This is a genomic window from Streptococcus uberis, from assembly GCF_900475595.1.
GTDB classification, from domain to species: Bacteria; Bacillota; Bacilli; order Lactobacillales; family Streptococcaceae; genus Streptococcus; species Streptococcus uberis.
In genome coordinates this window covers 156,322-175,735 of record NZ_LS483397.1, presented here as the reverse complement: position 1 = coordinate 175,735, position 19,414 = coordinate 156,322, and the positions used below count along the sequence as shown (strand labels likewise).

At 37.8% G+C, this 19,414-nt stretch carries 23 protein-coding genes; 2 read left to right on the top strand and 21 right to left on the bottom strand.

What is annotated here, in order from left to right:
- Positions 1-7 precede the first annotated feature (7 nt).
- The 6 genes from DQM95_RS01115 to DQM95_RS01090 form a co-directional block, all read right to left on the bottom strand.
- A complete protein-coding gene (locus DQM95_RS01115; RefSeq protein WP_111685894.1) occupies positions 8-967 on the bottom strand; it encodes an ABC transporter substrate-binding protein in 960 nt (319 codons plus the stop codon).
- A gap of 491 nt (positions 968-1,458) precedes the next feature.
- Positions 1,459-1,857 (bottom strand): single-stranded DNA-binding protein, encoded by a 399-nt coding sequence (locus tag DQM95_RS01110; protein WP_012657691.1) that lies wholly within the window; start codon positions 1,855-1,857, stop codon positions 1,459-1,461.
- Between the two features lie 163 nt (positions 1,858-2,020).
- On the bottom strand, positions 2,021-5,830 hold the full coding sequence (locus DQM95_RS01105; RefSeq protein WP_111685893.1) for a GH32 C-terminal domain-containing protein: 3,810 nt from the start codon (positions 5,828-5,830) through the stop codon (positions 2,021-2,023).
- Positions 5,831-6,023: 193 nt separating this feature from the next.
- On the bottom strand, positions 6,024-6,650 hold the full coding sequence (ytpR, locus tag DQM95_RS01100; RefSeq protein ID WP_037592907.1) for a YtpR family tRNA-binding protein: 627 nt from the start codon (positions 6,648-6,650) through the stop codon (positions 6,024-6,026).
- 18 nt (positions 6,651-6,668) lie between these two features.
- Positions 6,669-6,983, bottom strand: a complete 315-nt coding sequence (locus DQM95_RS01095) for a thioredoxin family protein (protein ID WP_037592909.1) — start codon at positions 6,981-6,983, stop codon at positions 6,669-6,671.
- Positions 6,976-7,263: a DUF4651 domain-containing protein gene (locus DQM95_RS01090; protein ID WP_037592911.1), complete on the bottom strand. Its 288-nt coding sequence runs from the start codon at positions 7,261-7,263 to the stop codon at positions 6,976-6,978. Before DQM95_RS01090 ends, DQM95_RS01095 begins: the two co-directional genes overlap by 8 nt.
- A 148-nt stretch (positions 7,264-7,411) precedes the next feature.
- Between DQM95_RS01090 and pepA the strand changes: the two genes are divergently transcribed.
- Both pepA and proC read left to right on the top strand, forming a co-directional pair.
- Entirely contained in the window at positions 7,412-8,476 is a 1,065-nt protein-coding gene (pepA, locus tag DQM95_RS01085; RefSeq protein ID WP_111686022.1) for a glutamyl aminopeptidase, read from the top strand.
- Between the two features lie 21 nt (positions 8,477-8,497).
- Positions 8,498-9,268, top strand: coding sequence for a pyrroline-5-carboxylate reductase (proC, locus tag DQM95_RS01080; RefSeq protein WP_111685892.1), 771 nt, complete (start codon positions 8,498-8,500; stop codon positions 9,266-9,268).
- 25 nt (positions 9,269-9,293) lie between these two features.
- Here proC and DQM95_RS01075 read toward each other — a convergent pair whose 3' ends face one another.
- The 15 genes from DQM95_RS01075 to DQM95_RS01005 all read right to left on the bottom strand — a co-directional run bounded on the left by DQM95_RS01075 (position 9,294) and on the right by DQM95_RS01005 (position 19,411).
- Positions 9,294-9,947 carry a CPBP family intramembrane glutamic endopeptidase gene (locus DQM95_RS01075; protein ID WP_012657684.1) on the bottom strand — a complete coding sequence of 218 codons (654 nt, stop codon included), beginning with the start codon at positions 9,945-9,947 and terminating at the stop codon, positions 9,294-9,296.
- Positions 9,948-9,955: 8 nt separating this feature from the next.
- Positions 9,956-10,408, bottom strand: a complete 453-nt coding sequence (locus tag DQM95_RS01070) for a hypothetical protein (protein WP_037592912.1) — start codon at positions 10,406-10,408, stop codon at positions 9,956-9,958.
- 1 nt (position 10,409) lies between these two features.
- Complete coding sequence (locus DQM95_RS01065; protein ID WP_012657682.1) at positions 10,410-10,613, bottom strand: helix-turn-helix transcriptional regulator; 204 nt, start codon at positions 10,611-10,613, stop codon at positions 10,410-10,412.
- A gap of 117 nt (positions 10,614-10,730) precedes the next feature.
- Positions 10,731-11,921: an acetate kinase gene (locus DQM95_RS01060; RefSeq protein ID WP_037592914.1), complete on the bottom strand. Its 1,191-nt coding sequence runs from the start codon at positions 11,919-11,921 to the stop codon at positions 10,731-10,733.
- Between the two features lie 55 nt (positions 11,922-11,976).
- Positions 11,977-12,933, bottom strand: coding sequence for a class I SAM-dependent methyltransferase (locus tag DQM95_RS01055; RefSeq protein WP_037592915.1), 957 nt, complete (start codon positions 12,931-12,933; stop codon positions 11,977-11,979).
- A 44-nt stretch (positions 12,934-12,977) separates the two neighbouring features.
- Positions 12,978-13,337, bottom strand: a complete 360-nt coding sequence (gene comGG / locus DQM95_RS01050) for a competence type IV pilus minor pilin ComGG (protein ID WP_037592916.1) — start codon at positions 13,335-13,337, stop codon at positions 12,978-12,980.
- Positions 13,315-13,770, bottom strand: coding sequence for a competence type IV pilus minor pilin ComGF (comGF, locus tag DQM95_RS01045; RefSeq protein ID WP_037592918.1), 456 nt, complete (start codon positions 13,768-13,770; stop codon positions 13,315-13,317). The genes comGG and comGF overlap by 23 nt, the downstream gene beginning before the upstream one ends.
- Entirely contained in the window at positions 13,730-14,029 is a 300-nt protein-coding gene (gene comGE, locus DQM95_RS01040; protein WP_111685891.1) for a competence type IV pilus minor pilin ComGE, read from the bottom strand. The genes comGF and comGE overlap by 41 nt, the downstream gene beginning before the upstream one ends.
- Positions 14,001-14,438 (bottom strand): competence type IV pilus minor pilin ComGD, encoded by a 438-nt coding sequence (gene comGD, locus DQM95_RS01035; RefSeq protein ID WP_111685890.1) that lies wholly within the window; start codon positions 14,436-14,438, stop codon positions 14,001-14,003. Before comGD ends, comGE begins: the two co-directional genes overlap by 29 nt.
- Positions 14,389-14,655 (bottom strand): competence type IV pilus major pilin ComGC, encoded by a 267-nt coding sequence (comGC, locus tag DQM95_RS01030; protein WP_037592920.1) that lies wholly within the window; start codon positions 14,653-14,655, stop codon positions 14,389-14,391. Before comGC ends, comGD begins: the two co-directional genes overlap by 50 nt.
- A gap of 916 nt (positions 14,656-15,571) precedes the next feature.
- Complete coding sequence (locus DQM95_RS10190; protein ID WP_037592922.1) at positions 15,572-16,285, bottom strand: peptidoglycan amidohydrolase family protein; 714 nt, start codon at positions 16,283-16,285, stop codon at positions 15,572-15,574.
- Position 16,286: 1 nt separating this feature from the next.
- Positions 16,287-16,757: a phage holin family protein gene (locus DQM95_RS01015; RefSeq protein WP_111685889.1), complete on the bottom strand. Its 471-nt coding sequence runs from the start codon at positions 16,755-16,757 to the stop codon at positions 16,287-16,289.
- A 12-nt stretch (positions 16,758-16,769) separates the two neighbouring features.
- Positions 16,770-16,928: a hypothetical protein gene (locus DQM95_RS10030; RefSeq protein WP_170123116.1), complete on the bottom strand. Its 159-nt coding sequence runs from the start codon at positions 16,926-16,928 to the stop codon at positions 16,770-16,772.
- Positions 16,929-16,990: 62 nt separating this feature from the next.
- Positions 16,991-17,389 carry a DUF1366 domain-containing protein gene (locus tag DQM95_RS01010; protein ID WP_037592923.1) on the bottom strand — a complete coding sequence of 133 codons (399 nt, stop codon included), beginning with the start codon at positions 17,387-17,389 and terminating at the stop codon, positions 16,991-16,993.
- A 12-nt stretch (positions 17,390-17,401) separates the two neighbouring features.
- Positions 17,402-19,411, bottom strand: coding sequence for a DUF859 domain-containing protein (locus DQM95_RS01005; protein ID WP_037592924.1), 2,010 nt, complete (start codon positions 19,409-19,411; stop codon positions 17,402-17,404).
- Positions 19,412-19,414: the final 3 nt, after the last annotated feature.

Genomic DNA, 19,414 nt, shown 5'->3' with positions numbered 1-19,414 from the left:
CTTTATGCTATTGACCGACAATTGTTTCTAGTGTTTTCACGTCCAATCCCAAAGCCTTGGCCATGTCAGGATTGATTTTAACCAATGGTTTTCTAGGTTTTCCGACGGGGATTTCTGACGGCTTCTTGCCTTTCAAGATAAGAAGAGCCTTTTTCCCTGCTTCTTTACCAATTTCCTTGTAATTGACGCCTGATGTTAGTAAAAGAGAATCTAGGTAGGCATCATCACTGCCCATGGTTGGTACTTTGGCTTCTTTGACGATTTGACCAATGGTTGTTGCTGTTGAGGCTACGGTGTTATCAGTTGGCAGGTAGATGGCATCCACTTGGCCGGCAAGGCTAGTCATGACCTGTTGCACATCGTTACTACTTGTCACCGTTTTGACGACTGCTTTGAGACCTTTCTTCTTAATGGCTTTTTCCGCCATTTTAGCCTGGGTTTGGGAGTTAACCTCACTGGAATTGTAGAAAATACCGATAGTTTTAGCTTGAGGGACTACCTTGGTCAGCAGATCAATCTGCTGCTTAACATCAGTAGCATCAAGGGTTCCTGTGATATTCCCTCCGGGTTTTGCTAAGCTCTTAACCAGCTTTGCAGAAACAGGGTCTGTGACTGCAGTAAAGACGGTTGGTGTATCAGGGTCTGCGTTTAACAAAGCTTGCGCGGCAGGGGTAGCAACGGCAAAATGAAGATCATTTTTGCCTGCTAATTGTTCGACCATGGTCTGAAGGTTTGACTGGTCTCCCTGAGCATTTTTCTTAGTCAGTTTTAAATTTTTTCCCTCTTTATAGCCGCCATCAGCTAGTACTTGGATAAATCCTTGTCGAGCGGCATCCAAGGCTGGATGCTCGGCATATTGAACAATGCCGACCTTAACGCTCTGACCAGATTTATCACTGACTTGACGACAAGCCGTTAGTGTCATTAAAGCTAATAAGATGAGACTAAATCGCATTCCTTTTTTCATTTCTACCCTCTTTCTTTTTTGCATAAAAATAAGACCATTTAGAATATCTAAATGGTCTGACACATATAAAGAGGTAGGTGAAAATACACTGAACTCTTGCTGTATGGTAGCGTCCACTTAGATATTTTTATCTATGTGGACAAACAACTCAAAAAGTCCTTAGCCTCATAGATACAAACGTAACGTTTAACGTGTTTGTATCCATGAAACTCATGACTACAAACACTATCTAAAGAAGCTAAAGTAATAACGCTTAGTAAGTGTATGAGTTGACTGATTGTTTACCATAACAGCAACCTCCTTTTTCCTTCGTTTAATTTTTATAAATTATAATGCATTCTAAAAGACCTGTCAAGCCAAAAATCAAAACTTTTTCCCAAAAACCATCTTATTTTGGAAATATTCTGACAATGACAGGGCGTCAGAAAGGTTGATAAGACTACTTTTTAAGAGAGGTTAGAGAAAGAGAAAAAGTCATGTCAAAAAATTTTTTAAAAAGGAAGCTCCTCCTCTTCATCAAGGACCAAATCGGTTAAATCATCAGTCATGTTATTTTCACGCATAGCCCTTTGAGCACGGCTCTCCAAGAGCTGATAAAAATGACCTAAAACCTCCGTCATATAGCTGGTCTTGCCATCTTTTTCATATTTACGGGTTCGCAATTCGCCATCAATGGAAATTAAACTGCCTTTGCTTCCATAAGAGGCTAAACTTTCTGCCAATTTCCCCCAAAGCACTAAATTAATGAAATCAACTTGTCTTTCCCCTTCCGCATTTTTATAACGGCGATTGACAGCTACCGAAACCCGACAAACCTGTTTGTTTTTAGGAGTGGTAATCAATTCCGGATTAGCCACTAAACGTCCTATTAAAATTACTTTATTATACATCAAATATCCTCCTACCTATTCATTCGAAAATAGTTGGGGAAATAAGAAAAATATTCTCAATATTTTTTCCACCGAAACTCTCAATAATCAACAAATAAAGCGCAATAGTTTAAATACTACTACGCCTAATAATTTGATTATCCTAAATATAATTTTCTCTTGATTATTTTTCTTTTTTTAAAATAACGCGTCCTAAAAAAGCTCCTAAAGTCGTTAGAATTGCTAATATACCCAGTTCCTCTAAATTATTGTTACTATCACTTGTCATAGGTAAGTTTTTCTTAGAAACAGTTGGAGCTTCTAAGTTCTCAGAATTTGTTTTTGAAGACGTCTCTATTGTTTTTAGAGTTGAATATGAACTTGTTTTAACCACTGATTTTTTTAATTCTGATAGTAGTTTCTCTTTCTCATGCTCTTCAACAAAAACAGGATTTTGCGCATCTAAATCAATTACATAAAAGTTCTGAACAGCTAGTTCGCCATCCCAAAGACCTAGGCCAAGGTATGGATTGTTGAAAAACTCTTCAACTTGATCAAATGTGTAAGACATTACCATTTCATTATCAACATAAACATGGATGACATTTGCTGATTTCACCAATCGAACATGGTGGAATTGATTGTCATTAATCACATCTATCATTGGCGCCTCAAAAATAGTATCTCTGTAGAAGCGGAACAAACGAACTGAATTATTGCTACCAAATTGGATAGTATAAGCGTTGTTAGCGTCAGGATTACCTGAAGCAAAGAAGATATTTACAATTCCTCGACCATATTTTATATCCAAGTCCATTTGATAATTTTCATATGGTATCTTATCTGCTGACATGTAAATGTCGTTTGAATTGTGATTTGCAACTTTCAAAGATTCGCCATCAACGTACCAATCGCCAGAAAATACATTCACATCTTTAACATTTGTATTGAAGTTATCTTCTAAAATATCAATAATAAAATCTTGATAAACTGCTGGATTAGATTGTGACTGTGCTCTTACAATAACTTGTCCTTTCTTAATCGCTTTAAGAAAAACCTGATTACCTGATATTTGATCTAAAACTAGACTTGGATTGCTAATATTCCAAATAAGATCTTGACTCGCCCCAACTGGTGAAACATAAGCTTTTACGGTTGTGCTATCACCCACATTCATCCGTACTTTTGGTTCACTAGCTGGAATAACAATTTGGGGTGTTGTATCAATAATTTTATTTTTCCAGATGCTCTTTAATGGATATAAGACAATATCTGCTTTAGCATCTTCACCATCAATGAGTACTTCCAATCCTAGACTTTGAGCTGATGTGAAAATTTGGTTAGCCCCTGCTACTGTATGATTTTTTGAAAAAACTTCAACACTAGCACGATCAACAAAAATGTGTAGATCAATACTTCCATCAATATTACGTGTTACAGCCTGACTATCAATATTACTAAAAAGTTCCGTCAATATAATGCCTGATTGACTTCGGTCGATAATGATTCGTCCTGCTATCAAATCATAGTAAACCTTAGTCATCTCCCCCGAACCAACTCTAAGGTTGAAACCAACTTTTGTTGTTTTGTCACTCGGTTTAAAGTGAGCAACAATTTCATAAGTATCTCCAGAAAAATCTTTAAAAAGGTCATTTTCTTTACCAACGACAACATTTTTGTATTCAACTTTGTTGTCATTATCACGTAAACTTTCATAAGCTTCAACCGGTGTCTGAGTAAGAACATACTTATCACCTTCTTTGACAAGACCAAGTTCTAAATTAAGGTTAAAAGTCCCATTAAATGACTGACCTAAGCGATCAGCTACAAGGTTGCAATAGTTATCCCAAGTATTCATCCAATTCAATTCAATAATCTTTGGAATAGTTGGATTAGCTTTTGTACCAAAATCTTGTACATAGTATGTCATCGCAGCATATGAATCTTTACCAAAATTCATGATACTATCTGTTTCTTGGTAATTAGCATCTGGTATGAATTTCCAATTTCCGTCAGTTTGTTGTAAATCACCAACTTTGTAATAACGACCACCGCGAGAAAGAACCCATTTCACTGTCTGATCTTCCGCCAAGACTGGGTAAAGATCCGGACATTCTGTATGAAGATCTGGATACGTTGATTCCACAGTCCAATTTTTAAGATCATCTGATGAATAAAGACGTAGTGGTCCACCTGCAATTACCATAAACCATTTATTTTCCCAACGGAAAACTTTAGGGTCACGAAAATCACGAGTTTGTAGTGGGTCTGTAGTCCAATCCGCTACAATTTCATCCACTTTTTGCCAGGTTTTCCCTTCATCAGTACTATATGCAAGTTTAATGCGTTGCCCTTCTCCGTTAATCGTAATGAGAGCTACTAATCCACCATTTTCACTATCAAAAAGTCCACTAGAATTATTAACATCTGCCACTATACAGCCTGAGAACATGGTTCCATTATAGTCTGGATAAAAAGCAATTGGTTGGTCTTCCCAATGAATCAAATCAGTACTTGTTGCATGTGCCCAATGCATTGGCCCCCATTTTGTATCATCGTAGAATTGGTAAAACATATGATAAACACCATTATAGTAAACTAATCCATTAGGATCATTTGCCCAGCCATCTTTAACAGAGTAATGATATTGATCACGGAAGTTTTCATTATAATAAACTGACTGTGGTTGACGCCGGTGAACATTAATACGGTATGTTGAGGGGATTACGTAGCCATCTGTTGTTGTGTAAGTACTTGTCACCGTGAGATAATTTGGTCCAACAGTTACAGGAATTGCGCTTGGATTTGAATAAACTTTACCATGAGCATCAGTCACTGTTATTATTGCATCTGAATTATTAGCATCAAAGCTCAAGTCCACCGTTGAGGCATCGTTTGATACATATTGAATATAAACTGAACTCTCTGAAAAAAATTGTCCTTTAGATTCAACTGGACCGTTTTTTGACGTTACCGTCACATCATTAAGAAGAGGTAACTCTTCATTTGTCAATTCACGGTAGAAGGTATTTTGGAAGACCATTTCACCATTCCAGTTCAAAAGACCAAAATGACCATCTTTAATATATGTCGTTTGACCAAGGTCATCACGTTGTATAGTGTAGTCGCTCAAGTTTGCAATCAAAATACCATTAATGTAGTATGAAATCCATCCGTTAGTCGCCACTACTTTTAAGAAATATTTATTGTCCGGACTGGCTAGAATTTCTTTGTCATTAATTAAATTTGCTTCAGCCCAACGCCATAACCTTGCTTTGTGTGAATTTCCATCAAGATTAACAACATAACCATTGAGATTTTCAGGATCATTGTTTGAACGGAAAACGAGTGAAGCTGCTCCGGTATTTTGAAGAAAGGTTACGTCTGTTTGGAAGATAAAGTTTTCACCAGTTGATGCTGAAAATAGGAAATTGTCACCTTTTCCAACAGCGTTACTATACAAACCATCTTCACGAACTTCCCAAACATTTGGATCATAATTCAAATCTTGAAGATTTGTATTATAGCTACTTTCAGCTTTCTTAGTCAATTCGGTAGAAAAGGATGTTTCCATTTTCTCAACTCTATCAATAGGTTGAACATTGTTTTGGACAATCGAATCCGTTAATATAGCCGTTTCATTTGGTCCTGCTATATTTACTCCTTGAGTTAACACAGGCATATTTATGACCGTCTCTTGATTTTGTACGCTAACTTCTTGAGTTACCTCCTCAACAACTTTTTGTTGAGATGGCATAACTATTTCTGAAACTGGTGTTGCTATTTCAGTAGTCTTCTGTGTTTCTTGAGATGTCTTACTTGTTACATCTGAATTTAAAGTCTCAACTGTTGCTGTTGTTGGAATAGTCTCAGCAGCGACTGAAGTAGCTTCAACTCCGAAAACCAAGCCACAAATTAAAATGCCACAACCATAAATCCATTGTTTCCCCCGCTTGCGCATAAACCAATTAACACATTTCTTTTCTTGCTTCATAATTCCTTTCTCCTTTTGAATAGGGACAGTATTTACCTTTAGATTGATCATAGCAAAATAAGAAAACGTTATCACCAAACATATGTCACTTTGTTAAGATGACAAAAATCACTATTTTTAGTGACAAAAGTCAATTAAAATAGAGACTCACATTTTGCTGTGAGTCTCCATTAAATCGTTTATTACAAATTTTCTAGCCTTGCCAATGTTTATCAGCATCAAAGGCTTGGCCCACAATAGCTGACTCATCTAGTTCAATAATACCACGTTTTTGTGGGGCATTTGGTAAGGCTAATTCACGTGGTGAACACATCATTCCGAAGGAATCTTCGCCACGTAGTTTTCCCGGGAAAATAAGGCTTCCATTTGGCATCATAGCACCAGGTAAAGCTACAATAGTTTTTAAGCCAACTTTAGCATTTGGAGCACCTGCTACTATTTGGACTTTTTGATCCGCAGCTACTTGGACTTGACAAATATTAAGGTGATCACTATCTGGATGAGCAACCATTTCCATGATTTGTCCGACAACAAAAACAGGATTTGGACTTACCTCAAGCTCTTCTGTAAATCCTTCTTTGGCTAATTCTTTATTTAAGACAGCCACATCTTCAGAACTTGGAAAGACTTGACCCTTACCTTGGATAGGAATGAGGGTTGACGTCTCAAAAATATTCCAAGCAAGGGTTCTACCACCTTCTTCAGCAAAGACACGGGCTACTTTACCATGTCGCTCAACCTGACGTTTTATGGCTTTGCTATCTTCAAGGATAACCATCAAAACATCACCAACTTGTTCTTTGTTATATGCAAAAATCATTTGTATTCCTTTTCTCTTTTATAATCTTGCTAAAAAGTCATTAATTTCAGCTTTTGTCTTTCGCAATTTATTGACTAGACGACCAATTTCTTTGCCATTTTCAAGGACCACAAAGCTTGGAATCCCAAAAATATTCCATTCTTGTGCCACTTCCATAAAGTTATCACGATTAACACGTACAAAGGTAAAATCGGTATTTTCTGCTTCAATTTCTGGCATAACTGGATAGATAAATTGACAATCTGGACACCAATCCGCTGTGAAAAACAAAACAATTTTTTCGGGTTTCTCGATGATTTGCGCCAATTCTTCGTAACTCTTTGGTTCAATCATTTTTTTCCTCCTGATAGATGATGGCCCCTTTTTGATAAGTGAAACTATATTGACGTCCATCTGACATCACAAGACCACCATTTCTTTCTTTTGACTGTGGTTGAGGTACATCAAAATAGACAAGTTCAATATCTCCCTTTTGTGAGAAGAATTGACGAATGTCTGCTGTCATTTTTTCTTGCTGATAATCCTGGTATTTCTCTTTTAGCAAGAGGGCAAGCACCGCTGCTGTTGGAATTCCAATGAGACCGGTCCACGTCATTTTCGTTTTTTTATTCATACTTTTCATTTTATCATAAAAGAGGGCAAATAGGCTAGCGCATCACTTGAAAGAGGGCAATTGGCCACTAGGCTTTAAAAGTGGTAAAATAGAGAAGATTAGACGCCTTCCTTGCTGGGAAAGTGTTAAAGCGGAAAGGATTATGAAAATGTCAGAACTATTTTCTAAAATTAAAGAAGTAACCGAATTAGACGGCATTGCCGGATACGAACACACTGTTAGAGACTATTTGCGTCAGAAAATAAGTCCCTTAGTTGACCGTGTTGAAACAGATGGCTTGGGAGGCATTTTTGGGATTAAAGACAGTCAGGCCGAGGATGCTCCGCGAATTATGGTTGCTGCTCATATGGATGAGGTTGGCTTTATGCTAAGCCATATTAATCCCAATGGCAGTTTCTCCGTTGTTGGTATTGGTGGTTGGAATCCCCTTGTGGTAAGTTCCCAACGCTTCACCCTTTACACACGCGCTGGTAAAGCCATTCCTGTCGTTTCTGGCTCTGTTCCGCCACATTTCCTTCGCGGAGGGGCTGGCCAACAATTGCCAAAAGTTGAGGATATTCCTTTTGACGGTGGTTTTGCCGACAAGGCTGAAGCTGAAGCTTTTGGAATAGCTCCTGGAGATATTATTGTCCCACAATCCGAGACAATACTAACTGCTAACCAAAAAAATATCATTTCCAAAGCCTGGGACAATCGTTATGGACTTCTAATGGTCACTGAGTTGCTAGAGCACTTAAAAGACCTATCTCTAAATAACACCTTAATTGCTGGCGCTAACGTGCAAGAAGAAGTGGGATTACGAGGAGCTCATGTCTCTACCACAAAATTTGATCCAGAGCTCTTTTTTGCAGTGGATTGTTCCCCTGCTGGAGATATTTATGGTAATCAAGGAGCCATTGGACAAGGGACACTCATTAGATTCTATGATCCTGGTCATATTATGTTAAAAGACATGCGTGATTTTCTCTTGACCACTGCTGAGGAAGCCGGCATTAAATATCAGTATTACTGCGCTAAAGGTGGTACAGATGCTGGGGTCGCTCATTTGAAAAACCATGGTATTCCGTCAACCACAATTGGCGTTTGTGCACGTTATATTCACTCTCATCAAAGCCTCTACGCTATGGATGATTTCTTACAAGCACAAGCCTTCCTTCAAGCCATTGTGAAGAAACTTGACCGTTCAACCGTTGATTTAATCAAAAAGTACTAGGAAAAATAAGAGGTTCTCCCCATGAAAATAGGATTTATCGGTGTTGGTAAAATGGCAACAGCTATCATCCAAGGCCTTAAAACGACAAGTCATGACATTATCATTTCTGGATCCTCCCTAGAACGTTCCAAAGAAATAGGTCAGAAGCTGGAAGTGGATTATGCCCAAAACCACCAAGAGCTTATTGACCAATCTGATTTTGTCATTTTAGGCATTAAACCCCAACTTTATGAAACAGTTCTGGCTCCCCTAAGCTTCAAACAACCCGTCATGTCCATGGCCGCTGGGGTTACCATAGCTCGTCTTGAAGAACTCATCGGAAACCATGTCCCTCTCTTTCGAATTATGCCAAACATGAATGCCCAAATTTTAAAAAGCACTACCGCTTTAACCCATAACGACTTAGTGGACCCCGCACTCCTACAAGCTGTTAGGGAAATGGTTGAAAGTTTCGGTTCTTGCTTCAACATTACTGAGAAAGACTTTGATACCTTCACCGCCTTGGCAGGATCCAGTCCAGCCTACATTTTCCTTTTCATTGAGGCTATGGCCAAAGCGGGCGTTAAACATGGTATCGCAAAAGAAACTGCCTTGGAAATTGTCAGTCAAACTGTACAGGCTAGCGCTTTACAATTATTACAGGGCCAAGATAGCCCTCATACACTGATTGATAAAATTTGCAGTCCCGGGGGCACAACGATCGCAGGCCTTATGGAACTTGAACGGACTGGCTTGACGCATGCTGTCAGCTCTGCTATTGACAAAACCATCGAAAAAGCCAAAACATTATAAAAAAGCTGATGATATCAGCTTTTTTTTACGTCATTTGTTGCATGATTAACATTAAGACCACAGCTATGCCGTTATTGAGGAAATGGATCCACATGGTGTAATGCAATTTGTCGGTCTTGTAATAAACAAAACCTAGGACAAGGCCCATTCCACCATAAATAAACCAAGAACCAAAATCAGAAGGCATGTGAATGAGGCCGAAGAGAAAACTACTGAAAAGCAAGCCTATGATGGACTTGTGTCCAAAGAGTTTTCCAAAGAGTAAGCCTCGGAATATGAGCTCCTCTACTACCGGCGCAACAATGGCCGCTAAGGTAAAGAGAAGGATTGGATGAAGTCCTGCTTTTTCAAGGGCTGCTTGATTGACCGTATTGGCATCTGCACCATGTTGCAAGTAAAGAAGAATGCCACCAAAGAGTTTAACCGCCGTTAAGGCTACAAAACCTAAGCCAATCCATAGGATGGCATTGTCGTGGGCTTTCTCTTGATCTTTAGCGAAGAAACCCAATTTTTGGGCTATCCATAAGGAAGCTAGAACAACCAAAAGCATGACACCAGTCAAAGCGATGACCTGCCAAAGAGGTTGCCCTTTTTTCATGAATAGCATGGGAGCTTGCTCCACAACTAGAATCCCAATGGCCATGAAAAGCCATTTTAACTTTGTTAATACTGTTTCCATAATATCTCCTACATGTATTTTTCTAAAAGGAAGGTTAGCCCAAAGAGGCTAATAAGCATGATGTATAAATCAGCTATCAGAAAAAGACGAAAATTAAAGTCAATCTGCCAAAAGGCGTTCAAAATCAAACAAAGAGCAACCAAAAGAATTTGAATAAACATGGTAATGGTACTGCTGATTTGTGCAATCTGGGTATTCCTCTCATCGCGACTCTTGATATATAAGCCATGCAAATAAGCCGGTCGCTTTAAGTTAACCAAGTTTCGAAGCGCAAGAGCCAATAAAGCAATGGACATTCCTATCAAAAATCCTTTACTGTAAGATGGCAAATCTAAGTGAAAATTGAGCGCTACCATTAGTATGGTAAGAATCAGCAAAAATCGAGACCAGAAGCGGTAACGCTTGATAAAGTCTTGTTCACTTTTTGGCTTATTTAACTCTTGAAAAAATCTAACGAACATCTTAATACCCGCTTTCTTTATATATAAAAATGTCTTCAATACTAAGATTAAAATAGGTTGCTAGCTTAAAAGCTAGTTCCAAGGAAGCATTATAGCGACCTTTTTCGAGCGAAATGATGGTCTGCCGTGTCACTTCCATGGCCTCTGCTAATTCAGCTTGACTAATTTTATGCTCTTTGCGGAGTTCCTGTATTCGATTGTCCATATGATCTCCAAAATGTCTAATAAACTTTACATTTATAGTATAGTAAACTTTACATTTATTGTCAACTGAAAAGATAAAAAAATGCTACCCTCATTTTCAGGTAGCATTTTTAACTGCTTATTTTTTCAAACGTTCAACGTCACGCGCGATGCAAAGCTCTTCATCAGTTGAGATAACCAATACTTTTACTTTCGAATTTGGAGTTGAAATATCACCACGATAACCAAAAACATTTTTCTCTGGATCAATTTCCATGCCAAACCAAGACATACCCTTAATAACATCTTGACGCATTAATGGTGCATTTTCACCCATTCCTGCTGTGAAAACTAAAGCATCCGCACCATTTAGGACTGCAAAATATTGACCGATGAATTTTTTGATACGATCAATGAAAATGTTGTAGGCAAGAACGGCATCAGGATTTTTTTCTTGCAAACCTGCTTCAATATCACGCATATCGCTAGAGATGCCTGATACACCACCAAGTCCAGATTTTTTATTGAGCATGTTAATAGCATCAGCCGCATCTTTTAATTCAGGGTCACGTTCAATAATGTATGGAATAATAGCTGGGTCAATATCACCAGAACGAGTACCCATCATAGGACCTGCCAACGGAGTGAATCCCATTGACGTATCAACTGATTGACCATGGTAGTTAGCTGTAATAGAAACACCATTTCCGATGTGAGCTGTAATTAATTTTAATTCTTCTAGTGGACGACCAAGCATTTTAGCTGCTTCTTGTGCAACATACTTGTGGCTAGTACCATGTGCCCCATATTTACGAACTTTATGTTCTGTGTAATATTTTTGAGGAATTGGATACAAATAAGTATGTTTTTGCATGGTCATATGGAAAGCATTGTCAAAAACACAAACACTTGTGATATCAGGTAAAATTTCACGGAAAGCGCGAATTCCTGCAGCTGCACCCGGATTATGTAACGGAGCCAATGCTGAAAGTTCTTCTACTTGTTCAATAACTTTTTCGTCAACTAGAACAGAATCTGTGAAATACTCACCACCCGCAACGATACGGTGTCCAACACCAGTAATTTCATCATAGGCTGAAATGATATTCAAATGAATCAAATCATTTAATAAGATTTTAACAGCTGTTGTATGATCTGGAATATCCGTAACTTGCTCTTCTTTATTGCCATTAAATTTAACCGTTGAAATAGAATCTTTTAATCCAATACGTTCAATTATTCCTTGTGCAAGAACAGTTTCTTCTGGCATTTGATAAAGTTGCCATTTAAGACTCGAACTACCGGCATTAATTGCAATTGTTTTTGACATGTTTTACCTCTCTTGAAATCGTTTTCTGTAATGCTATTTTATTATATCAAAAATTTTATGAAAAAACATTATCTTGTTTCCACTTTTTAAATTCTGTCCTGAAATGACGAATGTTTTCTGGATTTTGAAGATCAGTTAGAGGATAAACAAAGGTTTCACCCACTTTTTCAGCTTTCTTTTGGAGAACTAAAATCGATTTTGCATTTGAAGGATGCCCAAAAAGCGTTTCAGGCAAAGTAACAAGAGCCATGACCTGCGCATAATCTGTCAACCATTTTTTTAACAAATCACTTTGCTGGCTTGTCAGTAAATTACTTGGCACCAAGAATAGAGCATAGCCACCTTGTTTAAGGTATTTCAATGACTGTTCCATCAATAAATGATGGGCATAAGTGTGCTCATTTGGACTGGCCACTTGGTAGCGTCTTGCTATGTCATCATTCGGGTAATAGCCCACTGGCAAATCACTGATGATCACATCACTTTCTTTTAAGATTTGAGGTCGCACAGCATCTTCTTGAATAAAACGTGCTGAAGATCCTATAATCTCAGCAATACTTGCGGATAAATCAATCAACAAATCATCCAATTCAATCCCTAGATAATCCAATGATTTCTTGCTATTGTTTAGAAGAGTTTGGGCTAAGTTTCCAGTACCACTTCCAATTTCTAGAATATCCAAGGTATCATTTGAACTCAATTCTTCTAACAAAAATAAGAGAATAAAGGCAATACTGTCAGGAGTAAACTGATGGTTGGCTTGTAATTGTTCCGTCTGACCAGCTTTAATGAAGACAAACTGAAAGGCTCTCCGCCATTCTTCCTTGCTTAAAGACAAGGCGGCTAACGCTTCATTGTTTTTTACAACATGGTCACTAGCACCTGGGCTACCTAAATAAAAAGAATTTTGCTCGATTAAGGCATCATAAATGTGAGTTTTTAAATCATTTTCAATTAATTGGGCATTTTCCAATATTAGCTCGTAAGCTTTTTCAATTTTTTCAAAGTTCATAAACCTATGATAACAAAATCACTGGTAAATGGAAAGAAGCTAATCTAAGAAGCTTTTTCCTTCGTCTCATCATTTCTTTCCTGCGCTTTCTTGTCATCTGTTAAAGGATAGTTAAAACGATACTTTTGCCCATCTTTGAGTGAAATGATGACCTCAAGCATTTGATCCTTTTTCTGATATTGGGCGTCACCTTCCCTAAATGCAATAGCATCCTTGTCTTTCTCTGCATAGCTGTGGACCCATTCTGCCATCATATGTGCTTGAGCATGTAATCTCTGGGCCCGAAATTCACTCTTATAAGCTTCCATCTGTTTCAAGTATACTTGCACCAGTAAGAGAAATATGGATGTCATTAAGATAGCATAAAGTAAAATTCCCCCTTTAACGGTTTTCTTTAAAATCATATAGCCATGTCCTCTCCAGACCATCCTTCCAAACAAAATGAATGGTGACAGTTCTTTCTTTTTCTTCAATTGTGGCCTGACTTAAGTGTAATAACATGGGATGATAGCCATGACCATTTGCCGATGTTTTGCGAAAGTCGTCCCTTTTTGAAAGCCCATATGCTACATCCTTACCATCCTTGGTCACATAAATTTTATTCTTTTCAACTTTTCGAAAACGAGAACCCATAAACTCCGCTCGCAACTGATGAGAAAAGAGTAACCATCTATCCTGATTGTTTTCTCTTAAATAAGTCATCTGAGAAAAAATAGATTTGGTCAAGCCCTGATAGAGTAACAGCGAGCCTGATATTACCAGTAAGGCTACTAGAGCTTCCAAAAGTGTAAAGGCTTTAGTTGGACAAGCGACTAATTTTGAGTATTTCTTGATCATTTTCTAAAATTGAGAGTCCTCCTTGATCACTATTTATGGTAACATGACAATCATTTAGTTCCAGTTGTCTCTGCTTGGTTTGGATAGCCATAAGCCCTGTTGCCATAACTTCCTCCTTATGCCTCATAAGGGCAATATCCTTTTGAGACTCTTTTAATGCCGATAAAAGTAATGAGACGATAAAAACCATAATGGCAAGAGCTATAAGACTTTCTAATAGGATATAAGCTTTAATGTCTTCGTTTTTGATAATTCCCACTCCCCAAGTTTAGCTGATATGTCATTTTCTCCCTTGGTGTTTGCCACTCAATTCTTGCTAAGGAATGACTACCACCTGTTTTGTTAAAAGGGATAGTCCCTTGATTTAACAATCGAATATGATCTGGAATCACTAATTCTCGCTGACCATATGTGATACGATGTGCTGTAAAGTGCAAAGCACTTTCTTCTTGTTTTAAAACACTCATTTTTTGACAATGGCGATAAAAATGTTCAAAGGAAATGAAAAACAACTCTCTTTCCACACTTTCATAAACACCCGCCAGAGAGCTACTTAGCAACAGAATGGTAAAGGTCGTCACTGCCAGACAGAGCAGACTCTCCGCAAGGGTGAAGGCTTTACTTTGATAGTATTGGACTCTCGTCATTATGTTTTTGATAATAGTCATTATAAGCTTTTTGTTGTTTGTCACTAATATTTCCTTTTTGTACTAGCTCACTTAAGCTAGGTTTTTTCCCTTCATTCAATTCATAGAGCTCCGCTTGATTTTCTACAATTTTCACAACTGCAGCATTTCCTTTATCTGTTACCTTTTCTTTTTGCTTGCTTAAATTGGGAATAAATAAGAGCATGAGCACGCTGATGATCAGAAGGACCATTAGCATTTCAATGATCGTAACTAAAATTCACGATATAATTTGCTGTTTAAACAGACTAATTGTGAAAAGTCCATTTAAATAGACTTTAAATATACTTTGAATATACAAATACAGATCATACTCTGGTGAATAACCAACGTAGATATAATTGCAGAGTGATAGAAAAAATTCGTCGCATTCACAGTCTCTGGTTATTGTTGTCATATAACCAGAATAGATTTTCATTATTTTGATTCGTTTCCTCACTGTTAATAACTCGCCAACTTTGTTAATCATAATTTTTCCACGGTCTTCTATTTTGATGTCCATATTTTTTCCTCCTGATTGTTTATTCGGAAAAAACTTAAAAAATTATTGTATTGTAATTTATTTTATGGCCCCAAAATATTGTGTTTTTTAGAGAAGAACAACTTTCTTTATTTTTAATATTTAGATATAATTATTATTAACATTAAGTCCTAAGGATTTCATGGGCTGGAGCTACCAGTAAAATAGCAATTTTAAAAAAAGGAGGTTGGACTATGGTTGATACCATCCTTGCATTAGTTGGAGCATTTGCTGTTTCTTTCGCGGCAAATATTTTAGCTGATGTTGTACATGACCGTCGCCACAAACGATAGTCCGTGCATAACAATTTTTTTCATAGAGTTAGGACTGCAATCCTAGCTCTTTTTTTACATTCTAACAAAACAAAAAAAGCGCAGTCTGCAAACTGCGCTTTAGAAGGTTGGATATAAATCCTTTAACAATTTTTTTCTTGCTACCAACTGGAAAGGTAGACTTTTGAGACTACAACACACAAACGCTAACAGATTTTGATTCGTATGTTTATCTTTATCTTACATTATCTTTATTTTAGTGTCAAGTGATTTGAGTGGTTTAGTACAACAGTCAAAACATATTTTAATAATCAATAGCGCATTTACATATCTGTTGCGTCAATAAGATAACTATCTTCAACCCATTGTGCAGACTCTGGATGATTAATTCGTGACCAACCGTTAAGTTTTTCGTACACTCTAACACGTGTTCCTGCTCGCAAGAATTCTTTGTCTTTTGCAGTAATTGTAGGACCTGCCTCTACAAAGTAATCTTCAGATAGCGTAGCTTCGTAGTAAGGTTGATTAGATTTCTCCAGTCGAGCCTCAACGGCTAGCTCTTTATCAAAATCAGACTGAGGTGCTGATTGAACAGTAGTAGAAGAACCTTTCCTAAAGACAATTTCACGAGGCCGACCGTTTAAATCCCAAATATAATTATAATCATTTTCAGTTATTCCGTCCGATCCATAATTGCAATGGATTGCCGTTGTTGGACTTGTCGCAATTAGTACATGCCCGAAAGCTCCTAACGAGCTAGAACCGTCACGTGGCGCCCAAATAATGACATCATAAGCTTGCATATCAAAAGTGCCATCAACCGCATCAAAAATCTTAGGATATCCAATTGTAGGTAGTACAGATTGCAAGCTTTCTGTGTTGTTTGTCATACTGATGCCAAGAGCTTTAGAGACCGCAGATGAGCAGTCCATCTCAATCCTACCATCACGATCAGCATCATTTCCGTACCTGTCTCCCATATCGTATTTAACAGGAATTGATTGTAATCTACGCATTTCTAATATACTATCTGTCATCTTATTCCCCCTTTTTTATTCGCTCAGCAGATACTTCAGGATTAACTACTTTCAAAGTATCAACTTTTAATACATCTGCTACTTTCTGATCACTTTGTTTTTTCATTTGATTTACAAATGGTTTAAGTTGTGGTGGGAACCCCCACCCTAATACTTCCCAATTTTCCAAAATTGAGTAAGCATAAGTCCAGATATAAAACATACAATAAGAAACTGAGACCAATTGATAGTCAAAAACACGAGCAAAAACTCCAACAGCAATAATAGTGATAGTTACAATTAAATGCCGTAGCATTCCGTTTGTGCCTATCTTGCTGTCAAATTTCTTTGTTTTAAAAGCTTTAGAATATCCTGTTAAAATGTCAACTACTAATAAGAAAATAAAAAACTGAAAAACAGGACTTTGAAAAACATCTTTCATGTTAACGAATAAGTCTGTTAGTGCAACGTTTGGTGTAATATCATTTGTCATTTATGCACCTCGTTATTCAGAAACAGGTTGGTCAGTTACTTTTTGATCAAGCAACTCTTTTACTACATCTCGCAGGTTGAATAATTTAGGTACTTCTTCAAATGAACAAATGCCATTTGCAACTCTACGATACCAAACGTCGACAATATAATGTTTTGTTGTAAAAATCATAGTAAATTCTCCTTTTTTTAACATATAAAATAGTGTAGTTATTATATTTAATATATTTTCCATTAAGCAGTACCAGATAGACTAGAAGTGATTAGAGTTGTAAGCTCTACAACTGCATTATCAATTTTATCTTGCAACTCTTGCTTAGTTTTTTCAGTTTGAGCTATTAAATCTTCAGTTGCTTTTTTTGACTCTTCGGTAGCCTTATCAACTTCTGCGATTTTAGTGCCAAGTAAGTTGAATTTTTCATTTTCAGCTCTCATGGGAAAATTGACTTGATAGATTGACTCCATCACTAAATCAAATAATTCTGTATTAGTTTTTTTCTCATGTTCGGTCGATAAGAAAAACGGCGTTTCCTGGCCGTTTACATTTAGATATACTACTAATTCAGACGGCGAACCGCTAGCGTCATAGTTTAAAGACTTCCGAACGTATTCGAACGGTAAATTTACTGCCATATTAATTCTCCTTTAAATTAACCAAGATACTTGTGTTCTGAATAAATCGCCTCTGCCTGTCGTTATGAGTGTCATTCCACCTTCAGCCCCTATTTGTAAATTACGACCAAATAAATGGTCTGTTGTCCATGCGGTAACACGTAACATTAGACCATTTGGAGGAACAAGTGATGATGGAACCTTACCAATATCCATGTTAGCATTTGCTGTTGTTGTCACTTCCATTTTAACAGTGACTAAATCGCCTGTCCGCTTATAGTAGACACCGCTCACGCCAGTTGAAATCCAGCCTGTATTTACCAGATTCGGGTGTGTGCTTTGCGTTAGATATTGCCAACCTTGCCAAGTGCCGGAACGACAAACCCTAAATGCAGTAATAACACCATTGAAATCAACGGATTGTTGTAACACATATTGGTGACTGTACCGTTGGACTATGATATGATGCCAAGTGTGTGACCCAGAAACTGCCGGTGGCAGATTGGTCAGGTTTGTATTACTACCCATATAAAAACCGGTGGTCTTATAATTATTAAGATCACCGGCTATTGTTATTTGAGTTCCGTCATTTGTTGTAAGCATTAATTGTTGAATTTGCTTGCCATTAGCAAAAATGTTACCGCCAACATATACATCACCCTGAGCGTCGATAACACCGCGTTCCCTAATTTTGTTAACGCCGATACCTGAACGGTCATAAGAAAAAACCACGCTTTCCGTAGCAACATTGACAGCAAACTCTGTCTGAGTAAATTTGTCAGAAAGTGTCCCAATGACAACCCATGATTGATTACCTACATAGCTGCCAGCCATATTAGCCTGCGAGTTTGTCAGATTAGATAAACTAGTCCATGTACCAGAAGCCGCTCCTGTATCTTCAGTGTAGGTTGTAGTCCCTAACTTAGCAACTTTAAATGAGAGGGTCATAGTGTTTTTTTGGCTACCTCCAACTGTTAGAGAGGCCACTTTAGCATTTCTTGTCACCGTAAATGTGCTAGAGGTTAAGCCAGTTCTAGCAATACTAAAACTAAGTGCTGGAGCAAAGTACTCAAGCACTGTAACTGAGACATCTCTAGTATCAGACCAACGACCACGACTATCAGAAACACTTGCCCTGATAGTGACGGTACCGTTATAGTTCATAATGCCCAAGGTTCCACCGTTCACATTGGTTGTTTGGTTCTTACCAACTATCTCAGCTTTGTATCCAGTGATAGATGAGCCATAAGACCCAGCCTCACCGCTAAAATTGACCTTGATGTTAGAGATAATCTGAATAAAGGTGTTACCTGGTATTAGATTTTGAGCTGCCGTGTTCAAATCGGATAGTGAAACTCCTGAAAATGTTGGTTTTATACTATCTGGAACACTTGCTGTCAGTGTTGTTGACTGTGTACCTGTCAGTGTGCTTCCTGAATAAGTATCAACATAGATAGTGCCGTTACCACTGGTAGAGTTTGGGATGTCACTAGCAAAATCAAGAGGAATAGTCCAAGTGGTAGAAGTATCCACACCACTTGCAATGGTTCCTGACTTACTTCCCCAAGCATAGCGGACAGTATGCTTGAAGCTAGAACTTTGTCTATTGATGTTTATAGTGATAGCACTGCCAATAACGCCAGCACCAACACTAACAGAGCTAGAGCGTGGGATAGTAGTAAGTGTAAATGAATTACCACCGATAGTTAATGTTCCAGGAGACCAACCACCGCTACCTGAGAAACTTGCCACCAGTCCAAAAGTCTTAGTACCATCTGCATTGTGACCAACTGTGATAGTTTGGTCTATCAGCATGATTGTAGAGTTGTAGCTGGTCATATTTGGACTACCTGACCAATTCAACCGCTGACCATTTAGGTCAACATATGCAGAACAACTATACTGTGCAAAAGTAGTTGTTGTATTAAGCAAGGCAAGTCTTACTCTAACCTGACTACTATTTCCTGAAATACTTTGAGAGGTTTGGTCTATCCATAGACGAATACGGTATCCACGGTCATTATTTGACCAAAATTCAGCCATAAA